Raw genomic sequence first — 22,290 nt, 5'->3', positions numbered from 1 at the left:
CCATGGCGAGCCTGCTGGGCCGGCGTCAGAAATTCTTTGGCGGGGGCGACCAAAAACGCCGCCGTTGGTACGACGACGTCGACAAAATTCTCTGGGGCGTGCCCCTCGGCCTCACGGCCCTAGCCGGCGGCCTGATCGCCAGCACCCAAAGGCAGGCCTCCTACGCCGATTGGTACGACCACTGGATTACGGCGGCCGTGGGCATGGCCCTGGCCCTGATCCTCGCCAGGCTGCCCCTTGAGCGGATCAACTCCTTACTCGCGCCGCTCTATGGGCTCACGGTGGTCAGCCTGCTGGCGGTGCGATTTGTCGGCACCTCGGCCTTAGGGGCCCAGCGCTGGATCAGCATTGCCGGCTTCCATGTGCAGCCCTCGGAATTCGCCAAAATGGCGGCCATCCTGCTGCTGGCAGGGGTTTTGGCGCGCTATCCAATCGAGCGACCGGTGGATTTGATCCGGCCCAGCGCCCTGATTGGCCTGCCCTGGATTTTGGTGTTTATCCAGCCCGATCTGGGCACCTCCTTGGTTTTTGGGGCGGTGCTGCTGGTGATGTTGTTTTGGGCGGGCATGCCCACGCCCTGGCTGGTGCTGCTGCTTTCACCGCTGGTCGCGGCAATTTTGGCGGGCAGCTGGCCCTGGGCCTTGGCCGGCTGGATACCCCTCATGACCTACCTGGCCTGGAGCTCCCTGCCCTGGCAACGGGTAGCAATGGCGGTAGTAGTGGCGATCCAGGGCCTATTTGCCCTGATTACCCCCTACCTCTGGCTACACGGCCTCAAGGATTACCAGCGCGATCGGTTGCTGGTTTTTCTTGATCCCGCCAAGGACCCACTGGGGGCCGGCTATCACTTGATGCAGAGCAAAATCGGCATTGGCTCTGGCGAGTGGTTTGGCACCGGTCTGCTCCAGGGCCATCTCACAAAATTGCGCTTTATCCCTGAGCAGCACACCGATTTCATCTTCAGCGCCCTGGGGGAAGAAATGGGCTTTCTGGGTTGCCTGCTGGTGATCTGTGCCTATGGCCTGCTGATGTGGCGCCTGCTGGTGATCGCTAGGCAAGCCCGGAGCGATTTCGAATCGCTGGTGGTGGTTGGGGTGGGTGCAATGTTGATGTTCCAAATACTGGTCAACATCTTCATGACGATTGGCCTGGGCCCCGTAACTGGCATTCCCCTGCCCTGGATGAGCTACGGGCGCTCGGCCATGCTAGTGAACTTCGCCGCCCTGGGCTTTTGCTCCTCCGTGGCCCGGCGCGGCAGGGCCAACACAGAGCCATGGTGAACCCAAACGGGTCAAACCCAAGCAAGGTAAACACCGAGCTCAGCCTGGCCGCCCTGCGCCGCAGCCTGGCCGATGGGGTGCCCGCCGGAACGGGTGATGAAGACAGCGTCAGGCGCCAGTGGTGGGCAGCCCTGGCCACCCTGCAGGACGACCTCCTCCAGCAGGAGGGCCTACAGGGGGTGTGGCTCGCCGCTCCCCTGCCAGCCCTCTATGAACCGGGCCTGCTGCAGCAGCTCCAGGGCTGGGTATGGGCCCCTTCCGAACTGGAGGATCTACTACCGGCAGCCTCCAGCCTCCTGCCCATCGGCCGCGGCCCAGCAACTGGCATGCCCTCAGGGGGCGGCTTCCAAAGGCTGCCCCTCGGCGATGACGACGGCACCGATCCCCTGCTGCTGGTCATTACCCCCAAGGTGCAAGTGGCCCTCTGCCTGGATGGCCCTGCCAAGGCCCGCCGACTGGTGGTGCGCTTTGACCCCCAGGTGCTCTCCTCCGCCCTGGGCCTGATCAACCGTCGTCTGCAGGCCAGCGATCCAGCGGCCGCGGAGATCCTGCGCAGCAACCTCCAAAAACTCGGCTCCCTGCAGAGCGATGAACAGTTGGTGCTGCGCTTCTGGCCCCGCCTAGCCGAACGCCTAGCCGCCATCGCCCCCAGTGTCACCCTCCAACCCCTGGTCCATGGCGGCGGCGACCCGGGCAAAGCAGCCAGCAGTGAACTGGCCCTGCTCGAGGCGCTCACCCATGAGGTGCGCACGCCGCTTGCCACGATTCGCACCCTGATTCGCTCCCTGCTCAAGCGCGGCGACATGCCCCCGATCGTTCGTCAACGGCTTGAGCAAATCGATGGGGAATGCAGTGAACAAATCGACCGCTTTGGCCTGATCTTCCTGGCCGCCGAGCTCCAGCGGCAGCCCGGCAGCGAAGTGCCCCTAGGCCCCGATGCCCTAGCCCGCACCGATCTCAGCGCCCTGCTGGGCCAACTCGAGGAGATTTGGCAAAAGCAACTAGCCCGTCGCGACCTCCAACTGGAGCTGGAGATTGCCGTGGACCTACCGCCCGTACTCAGTGATCCCACCCGCCTGGAGACGATGCTGGGTGGCCTGATCGATCGATTCAGCCGCAGCCTTCCCTCCGGCAGCACGGTAAAGGTGGCGCTTCAACCGGCCGGGGCAAAGTTGAAATTGCACTTGAGCAGCACCGATTCCCCCAGCGGCGGCAACCCTCCTGGCGGCAGCCCCACCAGCGGCACCTCCAGGGAGCTGGTGGGGCCCGTTCTGAGCTGGAACCCGGCCACCGGCAGCTTGCAACTGAGCCGTCAGGCCACCCAACGGCTCTTCGAGCGCCTGGGCGGCCGTCTCACCGAGCGCAGCGGCAATGGCCTGACCGTTTTCTTCCCGATTTGTTGACGGGTGTGAAGACTCAGCCGCCAGGGGCCAGGAGCCCAAAAACACGGTGCTAGCTTCAGTTTGAAACGATCCAAAGCAATGGCAGCTACTGCGCTGAGCGGTCAACTTCCCAAGTACATCGGCAGCACGGGTGGCCTGCTGAACGCTGCAGAAACAGAAGAGAAGTACGCCATCACCTGGTCCAGCTCCACTGAGCAGGTTTTTGAGCTGCCCACCGGCGGTGCCGCCCACATGAACGCCGGCGAGAACCTGATGTATTTCGCCCGCAAGGAGCAGTGCCTCGCCCTCGGCACCCAACTGCGCACAAAGTTCAAGCCCCGGATTGAGGACTACAAGATTTACCGGATCTTCCCCGGCGGCGACACCGAATTCCTCCATCCCAAGGACGGCGTCTTCCCTGAGAAGGTCAACGAAGGCCGCCCCATGGTGGGCCACAACCCCCGTCGGATTGGCGCCAACCCCAATCCTGCGAACCTCAAGTTCACCGGCAGAAACACCTTCGACGCCTGATCGTCAGGCCTCGCACCAACTAGCACCTATAAAGGCGGGGCCCAAAGCCCCGTTTTTTTTGCCCACCGGTTGCCCGATGTCCAGCTCCGTTGGCCTAGCCAAGCAAGCCTTCCTCGACCAAGTGGCGGCCGGCAAAAGCTTCATCCCCCTGTGGAAATGCTGGCCGGCCGACTTGGAAACACCCCTCAGCACCTGGCTGAAGGTGGGGGCTTCCAGTAGCCATGGGGCCCTGCTGGAATCGGTGGAAGGGGGCGAGCGCATCGGCCGCTGGAGCTTTGTGGTCAGCGATCCCCTCTGGACCCTCAAAAGCCGAGGTGGGGTGAGCGAGCGCCAATGGCGCGATGGCCGCTCTGAGCAGCTCGAGGGCAACCCCTTTGACCTGCTCCAGGAGTGCCTGGCCCCCCTGGCCACCGTGCCGGTGCCGGGCCTGCCGCCCGTGGGCCAGCTGTTTGGCTTTTGGGGCTACGAATTAATCCGCTGGATTGAACCGAGCGTGCCGGTGCACGCCAGCGACGGCGACTCCCCGCCCGACGGCTGCTGGATGCTGGCCGACAGCCTGCTGGTTTTCGACCAGGTCAAACGCCAGATCACGGCGGTTGCCTATGCAGACCTAAGCGGCGGCCAGGATCCAACCACGGCCCATGGCGCGGCGGCAGCCCGCATCGAGGCCCTGGAGCAGCGCATGCACCAACCCCTGTCCACGGGGATTGTTCCGCTCAAATGGCACGACGCCAGCGCCGCCGAGATCGCCAACAACCTAGTAACCAAGAGCAATGTGGGGCAGGAGGCCTTCGAGGCATCCGTGCGCAGTGGAGCCGCACACATCGAAGCTGGTGATGTGTTCCAGCTGGTGCTTAGCCAACGGCTGGAAACCACGATCAACCGCGATCCCTTTGACCTTTACCGCAGCCTGCGGATGGTCAACCCTTCGCCCTACATGGCCTTTTTCAACTTCGGCGGCTGGTATTTGATCGGCTCGAGCCCCGAGGTGATGGTCAAGGCCGAACCGGCCAGCGACGGAACGGGCGCAGTGCACGCTTCCCTTAGGCCCATTGCCGGCACCCGTCCAAGGGGGCAAAACGAGGCAGAAGACCTGCGGCTAGAGGCTGATCTGCTGGCGGATCCAAAGGAATGTGCCGAGCACGTGATGCTGGTGGACCTGGGCCGCAACGACCTGGGCCGCGTCTGCCGCGCAGGCAGCGTCAAAGTGGCTGAATTGATGGTGATCGAGCGCTATTCCCACGTGATGCACATCGTCAGCCAGGTGGAAGGGCTGCTGGCCCAGGGCAAAACTGTCTGGGACCTCCTGATGGCCTCCTTCCCTGCAGGCACCGTCAGCGGAGCACCGAAGATTCGCGCCATGCAACTAATCCACGACCTGGAGCCCGATGCCCGGGGTCCCTATTCCGGGGTCTACGGAGCCGTCGATCTCACCGGCGCCCTCAACACGGCGATCACCATCCGCACGATGGTGGTGCTGCCAAAAAGTGATGGGGAGTGGCGCGTGCAGGTGCAGGCCGGTGCCGGGGTGGTGGCCGATTCCAAGCCAGAGGCCGAATACCAAGAAACCCTCAACAAGGCCCGGGGCATGCTCAAGGCCCTGGCCTGCCTGCAATGAATATGTCCAATGGGTCAGACACTTTTGCCATGGGCACGACCCGTCTGCTGAAGGGCTTCGAGGTGGAGCTCTACACCGGTCGCCCCGATGGCACCGTGGTGGGCTGTGCGGCCGATGCGGCCCGGGAGCTGGAGGGTTTCGTCACCGAGCCCGACCAACGCAACCTCGAATACATCACCGCCCCCGACGCCAGCTACACCAGCCAAAGGAAGCTGCTGCTGGAGCCCCGCAGGCGCCTGCGCCAGTGGCTTGCCCCCAGGGGCCTAACCCTGCTGCCGGGCAGCACCTTGAGCCTGGGCGACAGCCACCGCTTTGAGCGCTCAGACCCCCTAAACGACTACCACGGCTACATCGAGAGCACCTATGGCACCAGGGTGGTCACCGCCAGCGTGCACATCAACCTGGGGGTCCCATCGATGGACGCCCTGTTTGCGGGCCTGCGCTTGCTGCGCTGTGAGGCGGCCCTGCTGCTTGCCCTAAGTGCCAGCTCCCCCTTCCTCGATGGGGCCCCCACCGGCGCCCATTCCCAGCGCTGGCTGCAATTTCCCCTAACTCCAGCCCAGGTGCCCCTGTTCAAGGACCAGGCCCACTACATCGAATGGATGGATGAACAGCTGGCGGCGGGCACGATGCAAAACGTGCGGCACCTCTGGACCTCCGTGCGGCCCAATGGCGACAACAGGCCCCATGACCTCAACCGCCTAGAGATTCGCATTTGCGATTTGGTCAGTGATCCCGACCTCCTGCTGGCCATCACGGCCTTTATTGAGCTGAGGCTCCAGCAGCTGTGGCAGGAGAGCGGGCGCTGGGATCCGCTCCTGGCCAGCAGCCTGGGCACCAGCGAATTGGCCGCCCTCGCCGATGCCAACGATCAAGCCGCGGCCCGCAGCAGCCTGGATGCCCAGCTGCAGCAGTGGAGCAATGGGGAGCCCATCGCTGCCCGCGACTGGCTGGCTTCCCTGCTGGCCTCAATGGCGCCCCTGGCCGAACAACTGGAGCTCACAGGCCGGCTCAGCCCCCTGCAAAATGTGCTGGAGCAGGGCAACCAGGCCATGCGTTGGCTCAGTCGCCATCAGGCCGGAGAAGGGATCGGCGCAATCTTGGCCAGCGAAGTCCGCTTGATGGACAGCCAGGAGAGAGATCCTTTGGGATGATCAGCTCCACGAGCACTGGCCTTCCGGCCCCCATGCCGCAGAAACTGCCCAACCCAACCCCGCCAGCCAGCGACCCATCCCCCCGGGTGACTCGTCTGCTGGGCGAGCGGCTCGAGCTGGTAGAAGACCTGTGGCAAACCGTGCTGCGCAGTGAATGTCCGCCTGAGCAGGCCGAGCGGCTACTGCGCCTCAAACAACTCAGCGAACCGGCGGAAGCCGCCGATGCGGCCGCGGCCATCGTGCAGCTGATCCGGGAGATGGATCTGGCCGAGGCGATCGCCGCCGCCAGGGCCTTTTCCCTTTACTTCCAGCTGGTCAACATCCTCGAGCAACACATCGAGGAAGACAGCTACCTCGACAGCCTGAAAACCCTGGTCGAGCCCGTTGACACCGATCCCTTTTTGCCGGCCCTGGCCAGCCAGAGCGATCCGGCCACCTTCCGCCAATTGTTTGAACGCCTACGGGCCCTGAATGTGCCGCCGGCCCAGCTGGAAAACCTGCTGCGCGACCTGGACCTACGCCTGGTGTTTACGGCCCACCCCACCGAAATCGTGCGCCACACCGTGCGGCACAAGCAAAGGCGGGTGGCAAACCTGATCCAAAAGCTGGAGCAGGACGAACTGCTCAACAGCCTGGAGCGCCGCAGCCTAAGGATGCAGCTGGAGGAGGAGATCCGCCTCTGGTGGCGCACCGATGAGCTGCACCAGTTCAAACCCACCGTGCTCGATGAGGTGGATTACGCCCTGCACTACTTCCAGCAGGTGCTGTTTGATGCGATGCCCCAGCTACGGCAGCGAATTCGCACGGCCCTGGGCGTCAGCTATCCGGATGTGGAGCCGCCCCGGGATGCCTTCTGCACCTTTGGCTCCTGGGTTGGTTCAGACCGCGATGGCAACCCCTCGGTAACCCCGGAGATCACCTGGCGTACGGCCTGTTATCAGCGGCAGCTGATGCTCGAGCGCTACATCAAATCGGTCGGTGAACTGCGCGACCAACTGAGCATTTCAATGCAGTGGAGCCAGGTGAGCCCGGCCCTGCTCGAATCGCTGGAGATGGACCGGCTGCGCTTTCCGGAGATTTACGAACAGCGCGCCGCCCGCTACCGCCTGGAGCCCTACCGGCTCAAGCTCAGCTACACCCTTGAGCGCCTAAGGCTCACCCACAGCCGCAACCAACACCTCGCCGAGGTGGGTTGGGAATCCCCCTGGGATGGCCAGGGCAACTCAAGCCAGGAGCTGCACTACAGCACCGTTGATGAATTCAGAAGTGATCTGGAGCTAATTCAGGGGAGCCTCGAGGGCACTGGCTTGAGCTGCGAAGCACTGCAGCATCTGATCAGCCAAGCCCAAATCTTTGCCTTCTGCCTGGCGAGCCTGGATATTCGCCAGGAGAGCACCCGCCACAGTGCCGCCCTAGATGAGCTGAGCCGCTACCTCCAACTGGCCGTGCCCTACGGCGAGATGGATGAGCAGCAGCGGGTTACCTGGCTGCTCTCGGAGCTGCAAACCCGCCGCCCCCTGATACCGGTGGCAGCCAGCTGGAGCGAAGCCACCTCAGAAACGATTGCCGTGTTCCGAATGCTGCAACGGCTGCAGCAGGAGTTTGGCCAGCGCATCTGCCGCACCTACGTGATCTCGATGAGTCACACGGTCTCCGACCTCCTGGAGGTGCTGCTGCTGGCCAAGGAGGCCGGCCTGGTGGATCCGATGGCCCAAATGGCCACACTGTTGGTGGTCCCCCTATTTGAAACGGTGGAAGACCTTCAGGGAGCGCCCGAGGTGATGGAGCAGCTATTCAGCCAGCCCTTCTACCGCCGCTTACTTACCAGCAACGAGGCCAACCAGCCCCTGCAGGAAGTGATGTTGGGCTACTCCGACAGCAACAAGGATTCCGGCTTCCTTTCCAGCAACTGGGAAATCCACAAGGCCCAGATCGCCCTGCAGGCCATCGCCATCGGCAATGGGGTGGCCCTGCGGATCTTCCACGGCCGGGGGGGCTCGGTGGGACGCGGCGGCGGCCCTGCCTACCAGGCAATTCTGGCCCAACCCGGCGGCACCCTGGGCGGCCGGATCAAGATCACCGAACAGGGGGAGGTGCTCGCCTCCAAGTACTCCCTGCCGGAGCTGGCCCTCTACAACCTCGAAACGGTCACCACCGCCGTGCTGCAAAACAGCTTGGTGAGTGCACCGGTCGATGGAAACCCCAGCTGGAACTCCCTGATGGGCCGCCTGGCCGCCCGCTCCCGCGACCACTACCGCGCCCTGGTCCACGACAATCCAGATCTGGTGGCCTTCTTTCAGCAGGTCACCCCGATCGAAGAGATCAGCAAACTGCAAATCTCCAGCCGGCCGGCCCGCCGCAAGGGGGGAGCCAAGGATCTCTCGAGCCTGCGGGCCATCCCCTGGGTATTCGGCTGGACCCAGAGTCGTTTCCTGTTGCCCAGCTGGTTTGGGGTGGGGGCCGCCCTGCAGGACGAGCTGGAGCAGGACGCCCAACAGCTGGAGCTATTGCGGCTGCTCTACCAGCGCTGGCCCTTCTTCCGGATGCTGATTTCCAAGGTGGAAATGACCCTGTCCAAGGTCGACATCGATCTGGCCCACCACTACGTGCAAGCCCTGGGTCGCCCCGAAAACAAAGAGGCCTTCGAGCAAATCTTCGAGACCATCGCCACTGAATTTGCCCTAACCCGCGACCTGGTGCTGCAGATTTCCGGCCACACCCGCCTGCTCGATGGGGATCCCGCCCTGCAGCTCTCCGTGGACCTGCGCAATCGCACGATCATTCCCCTGGGCTTTTTGCAGGTGGCCCTGCTGCGGCGCCTCCGCGATCAAAACCGCCAGCCCCCGATGAGTGAGGCGATTGGCAGCAGCGAAGACGGCCGCACCTACAGCCGCAGCGAGTTGCTGCGCGGTGCCCTGCTCACCATCAATGGCATTGCCGCTGGCATGCGCAATACCGGCTAGGCGAGGTGCTTCCCTTTCGCAGCCAGCCAGCTCCCCCCTCCCTGCCGGAGGGCTACAGCCTGGTATCCGACCCCTACCCCGATGCCGACGCCCTCAATGGCCTGCTGGTTGGCAGTGGCGACAGGCCCCGGGAAGCCCAGCGCTGGCAGCGGGTGCTCGAGCACAGCATCTGGCACCTCGCCATCTATCGACCCGGCGGCCAGTTGGTGGGCTTTGTGCGGGCCACCAGCGACCTGGCCCTAAACGCCAACCTCTGGGACCTCTGCTGCGACCAGGCTGAAGCCGACCAGGCCGGCCTCCTGGCCGTACTTGTGTATGCGGCCCTGGGCAAGCTGCGGCGGGAGCTCTCGGGCTGCAGCATCTCCCTTTCAGCGCCCCCAGCGGCGGTAAAGCCCCTGGAGCACTTTGGTTTTGTGGTGGATCCAAGTGGCATTAGGGCCATGGGGCTTGCCATAAAAAAAACTCCCCCTGCTGATGCAGAGGGAGCAAAACGAGCATGGAGAGACTCGAACTCCCGACCCTCAGAACCGGAATCTGATGCTCTATCCAACTGAGCTACATGCCCATGCGCTTCTAGGCTTTAGGGCAAGCCTTGAACTGGCAAGCCATAAGCGTTGAGGCCAACCAGGGCTTGGCCCCGATGGCCCTACCTTAACCGCTCATCGCATCAGCCCTATCCGCTTGCACCACCTGGAGCTGCGGCACTTCCGCAACCTGCAGCCCCTGAAGCTGGAGCTGGATGCCCCGCGCCTATTGGTGATTGGCTCCAATGGGGAAGGCAAATCCAACCTGCTGGAGGCGGTGGAATTGTTGGGCAGCCTGCGCTCCCACCGCACCAGCTCCGACCGCGACCTAATCGCCCATGGCGAGCCCAGCAGCCGCCTGGCGGCACTGACCAGTTCAGGCGACAGCTTGCAACTGGATTTGCGGCGCAGCGGCGGCCGCAGTGCAAACCGCAACGGCAAGCTGCTCGATCGCCAACTGGACCTCCTGGGATCGCTGCGCTGCGTGGGCTTTAGCGCCCTCGACCTCGACCTGGTACGGGGCGAGCCCGCCGGGCGGCGCCAGTGGCTAGATCGGGTGGTGCTGCAGCTGGAGCCGGTCTATGGCGAGCTGTTGAGCCGCTACGGCCGGCTGCTGAGGCAACGCAGCCAATTGCTGCGCCGCGGCCTGGGCGGCAGTGAAGTCGCGGCCCTGCTCGATGCCTTTGATCTGCAGATGGCCCTGGTCGGCACCCGCCTGCACCGGCGTCGGGCTAGGGCCCTGCGCCGGCTGGAACCCCTGGCCGCCGCCTGGCAGCAGCGGCTCAGCGGCGGCCGCGAGCAACTGCGGCTGGAATACCAAAGCGGCACCCTGCTAACGGGCGATGACGGCGAGGAAGGGCCCTGGCGTGAGGCCCTGGCGGCCCAAATGGCCGCCCAACGCCCAGAGGAATTGCGACTGGGTCAATGCGCGGTTGGCCCCCACCGCGATGAGGTTGGCCTACTGCTCAGCGAACAGACCGCCCGCCGCTACGGCTCGGCTGGCCAGCAACGCACCCTGGTCCTGGCCCTGAAATTGGCCGAGCTGGAACTGGTGCAAGAGGTGCTGGGCGAGCCCCCATTGCTGCTGCTCGATGACGTCCTGGGAGAACTCGATCCGGATCGCCAACAACTGCTGCTGGAGGCGGTGGGGGAGGGCCACCAATGCCTGGTTAGTGCCACCCATCTCGGCGCCTTTGAGGGGGGCTGGCAAGCCCAGAGTCAGGTGATCAAAATGCGCGCCGGCTGCCTGGAGATCGGCACTTGAGGTGGCCGGCCTGTCAGCTCGGATTCGATGACCAGGAGCCTGCCCTGCCTCCACCCCAACCCGGGATGGACCGGTGCTGCCTCCATGGCCCCTGCCGATTCTTCCCTTTCCGACACGGTTGGAAAACACTGCATTCTCGAGCTCTACAACTGCGATAGCGCCAAGCTCGACGACGAAGCCTTTCTCAGGACAGCGATCACCACGGCAGCCAAACAGGCTGGTGCGACGCTCCTAAATCTGATCACCCACCGGTTTGATCCCCAGGGTGTGACGGGTTTGGCCCTGCTGGCCGAATCCCACATCTCGATTCACACCTGGCCCGAATCGGGCTACGCGGCGGTTGATGTGTTCACCTGCGGTGACCACACCATGCCGGAAAAAGCCTGCCAGGTGTTGGCCGAAGAACTGGAATCGGGCCGCCACAAGCTGACCAGTTTCCGCAGGGAAACCCCCGGCTGGATCGCCGGCGCCGAAAGGGATCCAGCCAAAACCGCCAACCCCCTCTAGTCCGCTTGGGGGCCAGGGCCAGATGGGGGGCCAGGGCCAGATGGGGGACCAAAACTGGCCAGATCCCGGTTGAGCTTGCCGCTCACCAGGCCCTCCAGGTCCAGGGCAACGGCGCTGAAGCCGAGTTGGCGAAACTTTGTCACCAGCTCCTGGCGCGCCCCCTGTTCGGCCCAGCCCAGCAGCGCCGCCTCCAAACAGGCCTCGGGCAGCTCAATTCTTGCCGTACTCCCCTGGCTGCGCACCCGCAGTTGGGGCCAACCCCGCTGGAGCAGCCAAGCCTCAGCCGCCGCCACCCGCTCCAACCTTTGGGCCGTGATCGGCTCGCCGTAGGGAAAGCGTGAGGCCAGGCAAGGCTGGGCGGGCTTGTCCCACCAAGGCAGGCCCAGGGCCTTGGAAATCTGGCGCACAGAAGCCTTATCAATGCCCGCCTCTGCCAAGGGGGAGAACACCCCCTGCTCCCTTGCGGCCCGAATGCCGGGTCGATGGTCGCCCAGATCATCCAGGTTCACCCCATCCAGCACCCTGGCCCCAGACGCCGCTGCCGCGATGGGGGCCAGCTGCAGATGCAGGGTCTGCTTGCAGGCGTAGCAACGCTCCTCGGGGTTGCTGGCATAGGCGGGATCGGCCAATTCAGCGGTGGCAATTTCCCGGTGGGCGATCCCCAGCCAGGCCGCCTGTTGGCTTGCCTCCCGGCGCAGGTGGGGCGCCAGGGCAGGAGACACACCCGTAATTGCCACGGCGCGGCTGCCCAACTGCTCCAGGGCAATGGCCGCCACCAAGGAGCTATCCACCCCGCCGGAATAGGCCACCACCACGGAGCCCTCAGCAGCCACCAGCCCGCGGAGCTGGGCAAGGGCCGCCGCCGTGGGCTCCGGCAGGGTTTCAAGCAGGGTGAAGGGCTGGCTCAAGGGCCTGGCAATCGCCGGTAGCATCCAGTCTCACCCCAGCGCCCCCATGGCCCCCAGCAGCACCCAAACGCCGCAGAGGGGCACCGGCAAGGGGATCGGCATCCGCACCGCCGCCGGCAGCGATGAAAGGGCCCACGGCCAGCTGCATGTCTACGACGGTGATGGCAAGGGCAAAAGCCAGGCTGCCCTTGGCGTGGTGCTGCGCACCATTGGCCTGGGCATCTGCGAGCAGAAACGCACCAGGGTGCTGCTGCTGCGCTTCCTCAAGGGCCCCGGCCGCGCCTACGACGAAGACGCCGCCATCGAGGCCCTCCAGCAGGGTTTCCCCCACCTAATCGACCAAGTCCGCACGGGCCGTGGTGATTTTTTTACGGCCGAGGAGGCCACAAAATTTGATCGCCAAGAGGCCCAGCGCGGCTGGGATATCGCCAAGGGCGCCATCGCCAGCGACCTCTACTCGGTGGTGGTGCTCGACGAGCTCAACCCCGTGCTCGACCTGGGCCTATTGGATGCCGCCGAGGTGGCCAAAACCCTGGCCTCTAAACCTGCGGGGATGGAGGTGATCTGTACCGGCAGGGGCGCTCCGCGGGAGCTGGTCCAACTGGCGGATTTGCACTCGGAGATGCGGGCCCATCAACAGGCCGATCCAGGCATCACCGGCATCGAGATCTACACCGGTGAAGGCAAGGGCAAATCCACCAGTGCCCTGGGCAAGGGGCTCCAGGCCATTGGTCGGGGCATCAGCCAGGACAAAAGCCACCGGGTGCTGATCCTCCAGTGGCTAAAGGGGGGTTCCGGCTACACGGAAGATGCCGCCATTGCGGCCCTGCGCGAGAGCTATCCCCACCTGGTGGATCACCTGCGCTCTGGCCGCGATGCCATCGTCTGGCGGGGCCAGCAGCAACCAATCGACTACGTGGAAGCGGAGCGGGCCTGGGAGATAGCCCGGGCCGCAATCGCCAGCGGCCTCTACAAGACCGTGATCCTCGATGAGATCAACCCCACGGTGGACCTCGAACTGCTGCCGGTGGAACCGATTGTGCAAACCCTGCTGCGCAAACCGGCCGAAACGGAGGTGATCCTCACCGGCCGCTGCAAGAACCGCCTGGCCTACTTCGAATTGGCGAGCGTCTTTTCAGAAATGGTCTGCCACAAGCACTATGCCGAGAGGGGCATAGACCTCAAGCGCGGCGTGGACTACTGATCCGGTGATTAATAGCGGGGCACGCTCGAATCAACCTGCTGGCTCCAGGCGTCGATACCGCCCTCCACATTGATCCCTTCGATGCCATGGCGTTTCAGGGCAATTAGGGCCTTGGCGCTGCGGCCACCCAGCTTGCAATGGGCATAGAGCTGTTTGCCCTCCACCAGCTGCCTAATGCGCTCCACGGCCGTGCCGTTTTCAATCAGATCCAGGGGAATCAAGCTGGCCCCAGGGATCACCCCAATTTCCGCCTCCGGTGGATTGCGCACGTCGATCAGCACCAGGCCGCTGCTGTCGCCATCGAGCAGGGTTTTCAGCTCCGTAACCGAAATGCTTTCCACGGCTCCCGCCTCCTCCTGGCCTGGAGCGCTGCCGCCCACTCCACAAAACTCCTGGTAATCCACCAGCCTGTCGATCACCGGCCGCTCGGGGTTAGGGCGCAGCTTTAACTCCCTGAACTTCATCCCCAATGCATCGAACAGCAGCAGCCGGCCGCTGAGGGTGGTGCCGATGCCCGTGATGATCTTCAAGGCCTCGGTGGCCTGGATCACGCCGATGATCCCCGGCAATACCCCCACCACGCCGCCCTCTGCGCAGGAGGGCACCATCCCAGGCGGTGGCGGCTCGGGAAATAGATCGCGGTAATTGGGGCTCTCCGCATCCAGGTTGAACACCGTGGCCTGGCCCTCAAAGCGGAAGATCGAACCGTACACATTCGGCTTGCCCAGCAGCACACAGGCGTCGTTCACCAGGTAGCGGGTGGGGAAGTTGTCGGTGCCGTCGCAGACGATGTCGTATGGGCGAATTATTTCTAGGGCGTTGTCGCTGGTGAGGGCGGTTTCGTAGAGATCCACTTGGCAGTAGGGGTTGATCTCCAGGATCCGGGCCTTGGCCGATTCGATCTTGGGCTTGCCCACCCAGCTGGTGCCGTGGATCACCTGGCGCTGCAGGTTGGAGTGGTCGACCACATCAAAATCGACAATCCCGATCCGGCCCACTCCCGCCGCGGCCAAATAGAGAAGCAATGGTGAGCCCAACCCGCCCGTGCCCACGCAGAGCACGGCGGAGGCCTTAAGGCGCTTTTGGCCCTCCATTCCCACCTCGGGAAGGATCAGGTGCCGGGCAAAGCGAGCCACCTCATCGGGGCTGAGCTGAACGCCGCTGGTGTCGGGAGGAAGCATGGCTACAGGATCAGCTCCCCATTCTCCATGGCAGGGGCTGGGGCTGAACACCATTGTCCTCAATCCACCAGCAGCGCAATACCGGCGGACCACCCCCTGCAGCCAGCCCCTGAATCACCATCAACACTGGTGCCACCGCCAGTTCCAGGTCGGTGGCCGATGGATCCGGGCCAGCCTGGGGATGGCTGTGGGCAAATCCCAATACCGCCTGTTTGTGCAGCCGTGCCCATTTTTGAGCCAGCAATTGTTCGCGCGGATCCACCGCAAACCTGCTGCCCCGTTCAGCCGCCTCTGGCCAGCGGTTACAACAGGGCCAAATCGACCGCAGCACAAGGGCATCGCCCTGTCTTTGCCCCAGCAATAGGGCGCAGCCCTCCTGGGGGTTTGCCGCAGCCAGGATCCGCTCGAGCACCCCAACCAGACGGAGATCCGCCATAACCAGAGCTGGCGTTTGGGGGTGCATACCGATACCTTATGAAGCAATATCCTTTCTCTGTGCGAACTTCGGTCCATGAGTGACTTCCCTACCGACGTGCAGGAGCAGGGCACCGAAGCCAACAGCAACCTTTTTGGTGAAGGCGACGCTGGCACCTCCTTTACAGAGAAATACAGCGATGTGCTGGGCAAAGTCAACGATGCCCTCGACCAGGTCGACTGGAATCAAATGGGTCGGATTGGCAAAGCCACCGGCGTCATCGTGGCCGTTTGTGTGGTGCAGATCCTGATCAAGGGTGTGCTCGACACGATCAATTTGATGCCGATTCTGCCCGGCCTACTAGAACTTCTGGGCCTGGTAATCGTGGGTCAGTGGAGCTGGAAAAACCTCACCACCAGCCAGAAACGTGATGCCGTGGTGGCCAATCTCCAAAATCTGCGCAAGGAGTATTTGGGCTAGGCCCCCAGCAGAGAGTCGATGCTGGCCTGCACCTGGCCCCAGTAGCCCCCTCCAAAAAGGTTGGCGTGGTTCAACAGGTGGTACAGGTTGTAGAGCTCAATGCGAGCTCCTGCTCCGGCTTCTAGGGGCCAAACCTCCCCGTAACCAGAGAAAAACGCCGGCGAAAAGCCCCCAAACAATTTGGCCATGGCCAGGTCCACCTCCCGGTCGCCCCAATAGACCGCCGGGTCAAACAGCGCCGCTTCCCCGTTTTGCAGCAAGGCCCCGTTACCGCTCCAGAGATCCCCATGCACCAGGGCGGGCAGCACCGCATGCTGCAGCCGTAGGGGCACCTGCTCCAGGAGTTGCTCTGAACCCCTGGGGCGATGGCCCTGGCGGGCCGCCCAGTCCAGTTGGGGGGCAAGGCGACACTCCCTAAAAAACACCCCCCAATCGGAGCGCCATTCGTTGGCCTGGGGTGCCGCACCAATGAAGTTGGCGGAGGGCCAGCCAAAGCGCTCTTGGGCTGCGCTACTGGCCAGGTGCAACTCGGCTAGGGCCGCCCCAAAGGCCCGCCAGCCCAGGCTGTTTTCCCCTGGCCTGGCGCTTTGTAAATCGAGCCAAGGCAGCAGCAGTAAAGCCCGATCCCCAGCTGCTCCGAGGTCAGCTACACCCATCGCCAGGGGCTGGGGCACCCGGATAGGCGGCGGCGCCCACCGGGCCAAAGCCTGCAGCCCGGCAGCCTCGGCCTCCAGCAAAGGCAGGGCGGTGGGGTCGTTGCTCTTCAGGAAAAAGCGGCGGCCATCGCCCAGCTGCAAACGCCAGGCCCTGTGGATGCTGCCGCCACCCACCTGGGCTATGGCTGCCAACTCCAGGGGGCCTGGGGCCGCCAGCTGCTGACCAAGCCACTGGGCCAATTCAGGCTTGGGTAAAAGCGCCAACCACGCGCCCGGTATCTAGCTGCCAGCATGCCGCCTGAGCTTTAAACCTGCCGCCATGGAGCACCGGGTTGACGTGGCCGTCGTTGGGGCAGGCATCGCCGGGCTGACGGCAGCAGCCCTTTTGGCCCGGGCTGGCCTCAAGGTGGAATTACTGGAAGCCCACAGCCAATCCGGTGGCTGCGCAGGCACCTTCCGCCGCGGGCCCTATACCTTCGACGTCGGAGCAACCCAGGTGGCCGGCCTCGAAGCCGAGGGTATCCACAGCCGCCTATTTGCCCACTTGGGGGTACCTGCCCCAGAAGCCACCCCCCTTGACCCTGGCTGTGTGGTGGATCTGGGGGATGGCAGCGCGCCGATCCACCTCTGGCGCGATCCAGAGCGCTGGCGCCTGGAGCGGCAGCGCCAATTTCCCGGCAGCGAGCGCTTTTGGCAGCTCTGCGCCGCAATCCATCGGGCCAACTGGCACTTTGCCGCCAAGGATCCAGTCCTGCCGGCGCGGAACTGGTGGGATTGGGGCCAACTGCTGGGTTCCCTAGGCCCCGGCAACCTGGCCAGCGGCCTCCTGACCGGCGCCACCATCGCCAACCTGCAGGACCTCTGCGGCTGCGGCCAGGACCAGCGGCTACGCCGCTTTTTGGACCTACAGCTCAAGCTCTATTCCCAGGAGCCGGCTGATCGCACGGCGGCCCTATACGGGGCCACGGTTTTGGCCATGGCCCAGGCACCTTTGGGCCTATTTCACCTCCAGGGTTCCATGCAGAGCCTCTGCGATGCCCTCGAAAGCGCCTTAGCAAGCGGCAGCGGTGGCGGCGACGGCGGCGTCCTAAGGCTGCGCCATCAAGTTGGCCAGCTGGAGGCAGCCAACGCAGGCCAGGGCTGGCGGGTGCGGGGCAAAGTTCTCGCTGGCAAAGGTTTGGCTAACGGCAAAGCAACCAAGACCAACTTGGAAAGCTTTGAGCTGGAGGCGGCCGATGTGGTGATTGCCATCCCGCCCCAGGCCCTCCCGCCCCTGCTCGGTGACGCCTTGAAGGTCAACTACAAGCAATGCCTCGAAGGGCTGGGGGAGCCCTCGGGTGCCCTGGTGCTCTATGGCGCCGTGGATCGATCGGCCCTGCCGCCGGATTGCGCCAGCCATCTCCAGCTGGCCTGGGAGGAGCCAGGTTCGCTGTTTGTCTCCATTAGCCAGGAGGGCGATGGGCGGGCTCCTGCGGGCCAGGCCACGGTGATTGCCAGTGTCTTTACCCCAGCCAAGCAATGGTTTGGCCTTGAGCCCCAGGCCTATGCCGCCAAAAAAGCGGCGGCCCAATTGGGCATCAACCGCGGCCTCTCGGCCCTATTGCAGCTGGAGCCTGGCGACTGGCGCCACCAGGAACTGGCCACCCCCAGGGGCTTTGCCGGTTGGACCGGCAGGCCCTGGGGCTATGTGGGGGGATTGGGGCAGCACCCGAGTCGGTTTGGGCCCTTTGGCCTGCCTAGCCGCACGCCTCTGCCGGGCCTATGGCTCTGCGGTGATGCCATCTACCCCGGAGAGGGCACCGCCGGGGTAAGCATTTCCGCCCTAACGGCCTGCCGCCAGCTGCTCCAGGCCCGGGGCATCAGCCTGGCGCTGGAGCGTTAGTCGGGCGCTGGAGCGTTAGGGCTGGCAGCCACAAATTGCGGCCGCAGGGCCTGGGCCTGGGCGAGGGTGGCCTGCAGATCCTGCCAATGGCCCTCCTGCAGTTGCTGCTCCAGGGCCTCGATCCCCTCGCGATAACGGCCCAAGGCGGTGAGCAGGGCCGCCCGGTTGGTGCGCGCCATCAGGCTGCCCAGCTCAGGGTTGCCCCCACCCACCCGGGTCGTGTCGGCAAAGCCCGTGGAGGCAAGGGCCCGCACCAAAGCAGGCAATTCAACGCCGCCCTCCCGGGCTCCCCCATCGGCCGCCTGCAACAGGGCCGCACCGGCCAAAACGGGCAGATGGGAGATCAGGGCCACAGCTTGGTCGTGCAGGCGGGGATCGCAGGTAAGCCACTGGGCCCCGAGGGCCAATGCCAAATCCCGCACGGCAGCGAGGGCCTCCGGGTCCGTGGAGAGATTGGGGGTGGCCACCCAAGGGCGACCGGCAAACAAGCCCGGCAACCCCGCTTCCACCCCCGCCTCAGCGGTACCCGCCATCGGATGGCTGGCAACAAAGCGATCCACCAGCCTTTGCCAACGCTCCAAAACGGAGCCCTTCACCGAACCCACATCCGTAACCACGGCGGCCTGGGGAATGGCCGCCAACCATTCGGGCGCCGGATCCAGCAAACGGTCTAAAGGCACGGCCAAAATCACCAGGCCGCAGCCCTCCAAGACCGCCGGATCGGTGCTGACCGTGCCGGCCAAGCCCCTGGCCAAAGCCCTTTGGGCAGTGACTGGGCGATGCACCAGGGCCCGCACCTCTGCGCCGAGGCGACCCAGATCAAGCCCGATGGAACCGCCGATCAGGCCCATGCCGACGATGCCAACGGGCTGGCTACGCCATAGGGGGGAGGGGGCGTCTGTCATCCCTGCTGCAGTGCGATGACGCCAGCTTCCTACGCTTTTGGTCCGATGGCCGATCGCGGATGCTCGAAGCCCGCGCCCACCACCAACTCAAGGCCCTGCTGCAAAGGGAGGGAGCCCATGGCTGGCCCCACCACCTGAGCATGGGCCGGCTGGTGGCCCGCAGCCTGCGAAGGCAGGACCACACCCTGCTGCGCCTGGCCCCTGGCAGCGAAGAAAACTGGTGGATCAGCCTGCTGGTGCCCCTGGCCCTGGCCGAAGAACGGCTGGCCTTGGTGCTTAGTGAGTCAGCCCGCCAGCGTCTCCAACAGGTGGAGTTGCCCCGGCTGGCGGCAGCCGACGCCTGCCTCGCCCTGCCCTGGTTTGAAGGGCCCACAGCACCTAGGGAGGCGCGGGTTTGGGTACTTAGCCACCGCCAACTGGTTGAGGCCTGGCAAGCCGGACTCCTGGACAACCGCCAACTGGTGATCCCCGAAGCAGAAAAACTGGACAACCAGCTGCGCCAAGCCCTTGCGGTGGTTATCCAGCCGGGGCACTGGGACCAACTGCGGCGCGCCCAGCCCAGGGCGGAAGCGGGCGTACTGGCCCTCCATGAACGGCTCAGCCGCCAACTGCTCGCCCAGCCGCGCAATCCCCAAAAGCAGGTAGCCATAGCCCCCGAAGACGAAGCCCCCCTGCGCCACCTGCTCCAGGTGCTTGGCCCCTTGCCCCAGCCATGGCCGGCCTGGCTAGCTGCCGCGGGCCAGGGCTGGACCAGCTGGGCCCAGGTGGATCCAAACCAGCTGCAATGGGAGCTACATCGCCAGCCCCTGGAGCCGGAAAATGCCTTGCCAGGGATCCTGGAGGCACGGGGCTGCATCCTGCTCGGCCTGGGCCTGGCCCCAGAACAAGGGGGCGCCCAACAGCTGGGCCTGGAGCCAAATGTGGTGGTCGACCTTGGAGACCCGCCGCTGGCGGACCCACTACCCCTGTTTGCGCCCCTGCGCCAACCCCTGCCAAACAGCCCTCACTACGGCGAACATCTTCTTGACCAATGCCGGCGGCTAGTGCTGGGCCAAAAGCAATTGAGCGTGGTGCTGCTCGACGACCAGGCCCTCAGACTCCAGCTCACCAGCGGCCTGGCCGCGGAATTTGGCAGTCGGGTTAGCCACCAGAGCACGGCCCCCGATAGCAATGGGGTGATCTGCGCCAGCTGGGGTTGGTGGATCGAACACCAGGCGCGCCTGCCCCTGCCCGGCCAGCTGGTCGCCGCCCTGCTGCCCCTGGCCAGCCTGGAAGATCCCCTCACCGCCGCCAGGGTTGGGGCGCTGCGCCAGGAGGGCCGCGACTGGTTCCGCGAACGGCTCCTTCCCGACGCCCTAATCCAAATCCAATTGGCCAGCGCCGGTGTAAGGCGCAACGGCGGCCGCCTGGCCGTGCTCGACGGGCGCCTACGGGGCCGCAGTTGGGGACAAAACGTTTTTAGGTGCCTGGAGCCCTGGGTGGCCTTAAGCCGGTTGCTGCCTCATTAGCCTGGACCTATCAGTAAGTCCCTAACCCAGTTCCGATGGGGGAAGCCAAGCGTCGCAGCAGCCAGGGGCTGCCACCGAAATCGCCCAAACGCAACCAGCCGGACACCTCGCCGCGCCTGGTGGAGTGGTTTCCCCTGACCCGTAACCAGGCGGATCAATTCGTGAAGGTGAGCACCAAGGGTGCCTGGGTTGGCATAGCGGCCCTGGTGTTGTTTTGGGTGATCGTGCGCTTCATCGGGCCGGCAGCTGGCTGGTGGTCGCTAGCCGACGGCTAAGGGCCACACCATCAAGGGGAAAATGGTTAGTCGCATCGACGACAACCGCAAATCTGAAGAAAACCCTAAAATCAATCCATCTGAGCGGATGGCCCATGTTCCCCCGGCTGGCTGAGCAATACCGATCTGTGGTTCAAGACCTGGTGATGAGCCTCCAGGCCCTGGCGATCAGCCTGCAGGATCGGGAAATCGCTGCTAGCTGCTACATCTGCGGCGATGGCCTTGACGGCAAAGGAGCCTCCTTTGTGGCCAACCTCGGCGAAAATCACATGGTGCGCTTTTTGGTTTCCGATTTCGGCATTAGCTGGGTCGAATCCCGCAATGGCCTCGAGCTGGTGAAGCTAGAAGGGGCAGAGGCCATCCAGGAACTGCAGCGGATAGCCCAGGCACTGCAACACCCAGCCAAGACCAGCAAGACACAAAAAGGCGCCGTCACCGGCGCCTAATCGTTCAGATTCAGCCCGCCACTGGCAGCTCCTCTAGGGCCTCCATGGGTGTTGCGGCGGCAGCCTTAGCGGCAGCAGCTAAGGGCTTCATTGAATTGGCACTGACCTCGGAGCCCTCGGTGAGCTTCTTCCGGGTCAGCTGCTCAATCACCTCCTTTTGCTCAGGGTTTTGCTCCAACCAGGTGATGGTGTTGTCGCGGCCCTGACCAATGTTGTCGCCGTCGTAGCTGTACCAGGCGCCCTTGCGGGTCACCACGCCGGTCTCCTCAGCCAAGTCGAGGAGGCAACCCAGGATGCTGATGCCGCGGCCAAACAGGATGTCGAACTCGGCAATGCGGAATGGGGGCGCCACCTTGTTTTTGGCCACCTTGACCTTGGCGCGGATGCCGTATTCCTCGGTGCCACGCTTGAGGGTCTGAATGCGCCGAATATCCAGACGTACAGACGCATAGAACTTCAGGGCGTTACCGCCGGTGGTGGTCTCGGGGTTGCCGTAGGTAACTCCGATCTTTTGACGCAACTGGTTCAGGAAGATCACGGTGCAACCCGATTTGCCGATGTTGCCGGTGATCTTGCGCATGGCCTGGCTCATGAGCCGGGCCTGGGCCCCCACGGCCAAATCCCCCATCTCACCCTCAATCTCAGCCCGGGGGGTGAGGGCCGCCACGGAGTCGACCACCACGATGTCTACGGCCGCAGAACGCACCAGCTGGTCGACGATCTCCAGGGCCATCTCACCGGTATCCGGCTGGGAAACCAACAGGTTTTCAATGTCCACACCGAGGGCGGCGGCATAGACCGGATCCAGGGCATGTTCCGCGTCCACAAAGGCCGCCACCCCGCCACGCTTTTGCACTTCGGCAATGGCGTGCAGGGTGAGGGTTGTTTTGCCAGAGCTCTCGGGCCCATAGACCTCCACCACCCGGCCCTTCGGATAGCCGCCACCGAGGGCCAGATCCAGGGTCAGGGCACCAGTGGAGAAGGTCTCCACCCGCATGCGGGAGGCATCCCCGAGGCGCATGATCGAGCCCTTGCCGAAGTTGCGCTCGATGTGGTTCAGCACAAGGCCTAGGGCCTTGTCCCGCTCTGCCGCAGCGCGGGAATCTGCTGCTGCGGCAGAGCGGGAATCTGCTGCGCTGGAAGCTCCCCCAGATGCGGGCGAAGCGCCTTGGGCGGCCTTGGAATCAACGGGCATGGCAATCAAACA

At 64.4% G+C, this 22,290-nt stretch carries 20 protein-coding genes and 1 tRNA gene; 14 read left to right on the top strand and 7 right to left on the bottom strand.

Annotated elements, in window-relative coordinates:
• The first annotated feature begins 2 nt into the window (after nt 1–2).
• The 6 genes from rodA to ppc all read left to right on the top strand — a co-directional run bounded on the left by rodA (nt 3) and on the right by ppc (nt 8,928).
• A complete protein-coding gene (gene rodA / locus KBY58_RS02625) occupies nt 3–1,280 on the top strand; it encodes a rod shape-determining protein RodA (RefSeq protein ID WP_255002701.1) in 1,278 nt (425 codons plus the stop codon).
• Nucleotides 1,274–2,683: a sensor histidine kinase gene (locus KBY58_RS02620; RefSeq protein ID WP_255002700.1), complete on the top strand. Its 1,410-nt coding sequence runs from the start codon at nt 1,274–1,276 to the stop codon at nt 2,681–2,683. Before rodA ends, KBY58_RS02620 begins: the two co-directional genes overlap by 7 nt.
• A gap of 78 nt (nt 2,684–2,761) precedes the next feature.
• On the top strand, nt 2,762–3,193 hold the full coding sequence (locus tag KBY58_RS02615) for a photosystem I reaction center subunit II PsaD (protein ID WP_254934783.1): 432 nt from the start codon (nt 2,762–2,764) through the stop codon (nt 3,191–3,193).
• Between the two features lie 76 nt (nt 3,194–3,269).
• Nucleotides 3,270–4,811 carry an anthranilate synthase component I family protein gene (locus KBY58_RS02610; protein ID WP_255002699.1) on the top strand — a complete coding sequence of 514 codons (1,542 nt, stop codon included), beginning with the start codon at nt 3,270–3,272 and terminating at the stop codon, nt 4,809–4,811.
• Between the two features lie 29 nt (nt 4,812–4,840).
• Nucleotides 4,841–5,965, top strand: a complete 1,125-nt coding sequence (gene gshA, locus KBY58_RS02605; protein WP_255002698.1) for a glutamate--cysteine ligase — start codon at nt 4,841–4,843, stop codon at nt 5,963–5,965.
• 32 nt (nt 5,966–5,997) lie between these two features.
• A complete protein-coding gene (gene ppc, locus KBY58_RS02600) occupies nt 5,998–8,928 on the top strand; it encodes a phosphoenolpyruvate carboxylase (RefSeq protein WP_255002697.1) in 2,931 nt (976 codons plus the stop codon).
• A 491-nt stretch (nt 8,929–9,419) separates the two neighbouring features.
• Here ppc and KBY58_RS02590 read toward each other — a convergent pair.
• Nucleotides 9,420–9,493, bottom strand: a tRNA-Arg gene (locus tag KBY58_RS02590).
• A 110-nt stretch (nt 9,494–9,603) separates the two neighbouring features.
• Here KBY58_RS02590 and recF point away from each other — a divergent pair.
• Entirely contained in the window at nt 9,604–10,716 is a 1,113-nt protein-coding gene (recF, locus tag KBY58_RS02585) for a DNA replication/repair protein RecF (protein WP_255002708.1), read from the top strand.
• Nucleotides 10,717–10,743: 27 nt separating this feature from the next.
• Nucleotides 10,744–11,223 carry an adenosylmethionine decarboxylase gene (gene speD / locus KBY58_RS02580; protein ID WP_255002696.1) on the top strand — a complete coding sequence of 160 codons (480 nt, stop codon included), beginning with the start codon at nt 10,744–10,746 and terminating at the stop codon, nt 11,221–11,223.
• Here speD and larE read toward each other — a convergent pair.
• Nucleotides 11,220–12,131 carry an ATP-dependent sacrificial sulfur transferase LarE gene (gene larE, locus KBY58_RS02575; protein ID WP_409995705.1) on the bottom strand — a complete coding sequence of 304 codons (912 nt, stop codon included), beginning with the start codon at nt 12,129–12,131 and terminating at the stop codon, nt 11,220–11,222. The two genes, speD and larE, sit on opposite strands and share 4 nt — an antisense overlap.
• 46 nt (nt 12,132–12,177) lie before the next feature.
• Here larE and KBY58_RS02570 point away from each other — a divergent pair, with 46 nt between their 5' ends.
• Nucleotides 12,178–13,335 (top strand): cob(I)yrinic acid a,c-diamide adenosyltransferase, encoded by a 1,158-nt coding sequence (locus tag KBY58_RS02570; RefSeq protein ID WP_254934789.1) that lies wholly within the window; start codon nt 12,178–12,180, stop codon nt 13,333–13,335.
• Nucleotides 13,336–13,343: 8 nt separating this feature from the next.
• Here KBY58_RS02570 and moeB read toward each other — a convergent pair whose 3' ends face one another.
• Nucleotides 13,344–14,516, bottom strand: coding sequence for a molybdopterin-synthase adenylyltransferase MoeB (moeB, locus tag KBY58_RS02565; protein ID WP_255002694.1), 1,173 nt, complete (start codon nt 14,514–14,516; stop codon nt 13,344–13,346).
• A gap of 10 nt (nt 14,517–14,526) precedes the next feature.
• Nucleotides 14,527–14,979, bottom strand: a complete 453-nt coding sequence (locus KBY58_RS02560) for a M67 family metallopeptidase (RefSeq protein ID WP_255002692.1) — start codon at nt 14,977–14,979, stop codon at nt 14,527–14,529.
• A 48-nt stretch (nt 14,980–15,027) separates the two neighbouring features.
• On the opposite strand from KBY58_RS02560, the gene KBY58_RS02555 reads away from it, so the two are divergent.
• Nucleotides 15,028–15,411: a CAAD domain-containing protein gene (locus KBY58_RS02555; RefSeq protein ID WP_254934792.1), complete on the top strand. Its 384-nt coding sequence runs from the start codon at nt 15,028–15,030 to the stop codon at nt 15,409–15,411.
• Here the strand turns inward: KBY58_RS02555 and KBY58_RS02550 are convergent.
• Nucleotides 15,408–16,331: a fructosamine kinase family protein gene (locus tag KBY58_RS02550; protein ID WP_255002691.1), complete on the bottom strand. Its 924-nt coding sequence runs from the start codon at nt 16,329–16,331 to the stop codon at nt 15,408–15,410. The genes KBY58_RS02555 and KBY58_RS02550 overlap by 4 nt on opposite strands.
• Before the next feature lie 55 nt (nt 16,332–16,386).
• On the opposite strand from KBY58_RS02550, the gene crtD reads away from it, so the two are divergent.
• Nucleotides 16,387–17,949, top strand: coding sequence for a C-3',4' desaturase CrtD (crtD, locus tag KBY58_RS02545; RefSeq protein WP_255002690.1), 1,563 nt, complete (start codon nt 16,387–16,389; stop codon nt 17,947–17,949).
• On the opposite strand, the gene KBY58_RS02540 is transcribed toward crtD, so the two are convergent.
• Nucleotides 17,946–18,854 carry a prephenate/arogenate dehydrogenase gene (locus tag KBY58_RS02540; RefSeq protein WP_255002689.1) on the bottom strand — a complete coding sequence of 303 codons (909 nt, stop codon included), beginning with the start codon at nt 18,852–18,854 and terminating at the stop codon, nt 17,946–17,948. The two genes, crtD and KBY58_RS02540, sit on opposite strands and share 4 nt — an antisense overlap.
• Before the next feature lie 59 nt (nt 18,855–18,913).
• Here KBY58_RS02540 and KBY58_RS02535 point away from each other — a divergent pair, with 59 nt between their 5' ends.
• The 3 genes from KBY58_RS02535 to KBY58_RS02525 all read left to right on the top strand — a co-directional run bounded on the left by KBY58_RS02535 (nt 18,914) and on the right by KBY58_RS02525 (nt 21,083).
• Entirely contained in the window at nt 18,914–20,362 is a 1,449-nt protein-coding gene (locus KBY58_RS02535; RefSeq protein WP_255002688.1) for a helicase, read from the top strand.
• A gap of 35 nt (nt 20,363–20,397) precedes the next feature.
• A complete protein-coding gene (locus KBY58_RS02530; RefSeq protein WP_254934797.1) occupies nt 20,398–20,637 on the top strand; it encodes a DUF2839 domain-containing protein in 240 nt (79 codons plus the stop codon).
• Between the two features lie 95 nt (nt 20,638–20,732).
• Nucleotides 20,733–21,083: a DUF1815 family protein gene (locus KBY58_RS02525; RefSeq protein ID WP_254934798.1), complete on the top strand. Its 351-nt coding sequence runs from the start codon at nt 20,733–20,735 to the stop codon at nt 21,081–21,083.
• A gap of 10 nt (nt 21,084–21,093) precedes the next feature.
• On the opposite strand, the gene recA is transcribed toward KBY58_RS02525, so the two are convergent.
• Complete coding sequence (gene recA, locus KBY58_RS02520) at nt 21,094–22,278, bottom strand: recombinase RecA (RefSeq protein WP_255002687.1); 1,185 nt, start codon at nt 22,276–22,278, stop codon at nt 21,094–21,096.
• Between the last annotated feature and the right edge of the window lie 12 nt (nt 22,279–22,290).

The sequence above is a fragment of the Cyanobium sp. HWJ4-Hawea genome (assembly GCF_024345815.1).
Taxonomy (GTDB): Bacteria; Cyanobacteriota; Cyanobacteriia; order PCC-6307; family Cyanobiaceae; genus Cyanobium_A.
This window is presented reverse-complemented; position numbering and strand designations above follow the sequence as displayed.

What these genes read in the sequence shown, in the direction of transcription:
- moeB (WP_255002694.1), bottom strand. Translation starts at nt 14,516, where the DNA reads ATGCTTCCTCCCGACACCAGCGGCGTTCAGCTCAGCCCCGATGAGGTG.
- KBY58_RS02535 (WP_255002688.1), top strand. Translation starts at nt 18,914, where the DNA reads ATGCTCGAAGCCCGCGCCCACCACCAACTCAAGGCCCTGCTGCAAAGG.
- rodA (WP_255002701.1), top strand. Translation starts at nt 3, where the DNA reads ATGGCGAGCCTGCTGGGCCGGCGTCAGAAATTCTTTGGCGGGGGCGAC.
- ppc (WP_255002697.1), top strand. Translation starts at nt 5,998, where the DNA reads ATGCCGCAGAAACTGCCCAACCCAACCCCGCCAGCCAGCGACCCATCC.
- KBY58_RS02530 (WP_254934797.1), top strand. Translation starts at nt 20,398, where the DNA reads ATGGGGGAAGCCAAGCGTCGCAGCAGCCAGGGGCTGCCACCGAAATCG.
- KBY58_RS02525 (WP_254934798.1), top strand. Translation starts at nt 20,733, where the DNA reads ATGTTCCCCCGGCTGGCTGAGCAATACCGATCTGTGGTTCAAGACCTG.
- KBY58_RS02555 (WP_254934792.1), top strand. Translation starts at nt 15,028, where the DNA reads ATGAGTGACTTCCCTACCGACGTGCAGGAGCAGGGCACCGAAGCCAAC.
- KBY58_RS02560 (WP_255002692.1), bottom strand. Translation starts at nt 14,979, where the DNA reads ATGCACCCCCAAACGCCAGCTCTGGTTATGGCGGATCTCCGTCTGGTT.
- speD (WP_255002696.1), top strand. Translation starts at nt 10,744, where the DNA reads ATGACCAGGAGCCTGCCCTGCCTCCACCCCAACCCGGGATGGACCGGT.
- KBY58_RS02570 (WP_254934789.1), top strand. Translation starts at nt 12,178, where the DNA reads ATGGCCCCCAGCAGCACCCAAACGCCGCAGAGGGGCACCGGCAAGGGG.
- KBY58_RS02610 (WP_255002699.1), top strand. Translation starts at nt 3,270, where the DNA reads ATGTCCAGCTCCGTTGGCCTAGCCAAGCAAGCCTTCCTCGACCAAGTG.
- KBY58_RS02620 (WP_255002700.1), top strand. Translation starts at nt 1,274, where the DNA reads ATGGTGAACCCAAACGGGTCAAACCCAAGCAAGGTAAACACCGAGCTC.
- KBY58_RS02540 (WP_255002689.1), bottom strand. Translation starts at nt 18,854, where the DNA reads ATGACAGACGCCCCCTCCCCCCTATGGCGTAGCCAGCCCGTTGGCATC.
- crtD (WP_255002690.1), top strand. Translation starts at nt 16,387, where the DNA reads ATGGAGCACCGGGTTGACGTGGCCGTCGTTGGGGCAGGCATCGCCGGG.
- recA (WP_255002687.1), bottom strand. Translation starts at nt 22,278, where the DNA reads ATGCCCGTTGATTCCAAGGCCGCCCAAGGCGCTTCGCCCGCATCTGGG.
- KBY58_RS02615 (WP_254934783.1), top strand. Translation starts at nt 2,762, where the DNA reads ATGGCAGCTACTGCGCTGAGCGGTCAACTTCCCAAGTACATCGGCAGC.
- gshA (WP_255002698.1), top strand. Translation starts at nt 4,841, where the DNA reads ATGGGCACGACCCGTCTGCTGAAGGGCTTCGAGGTGGAGCTCTACACC.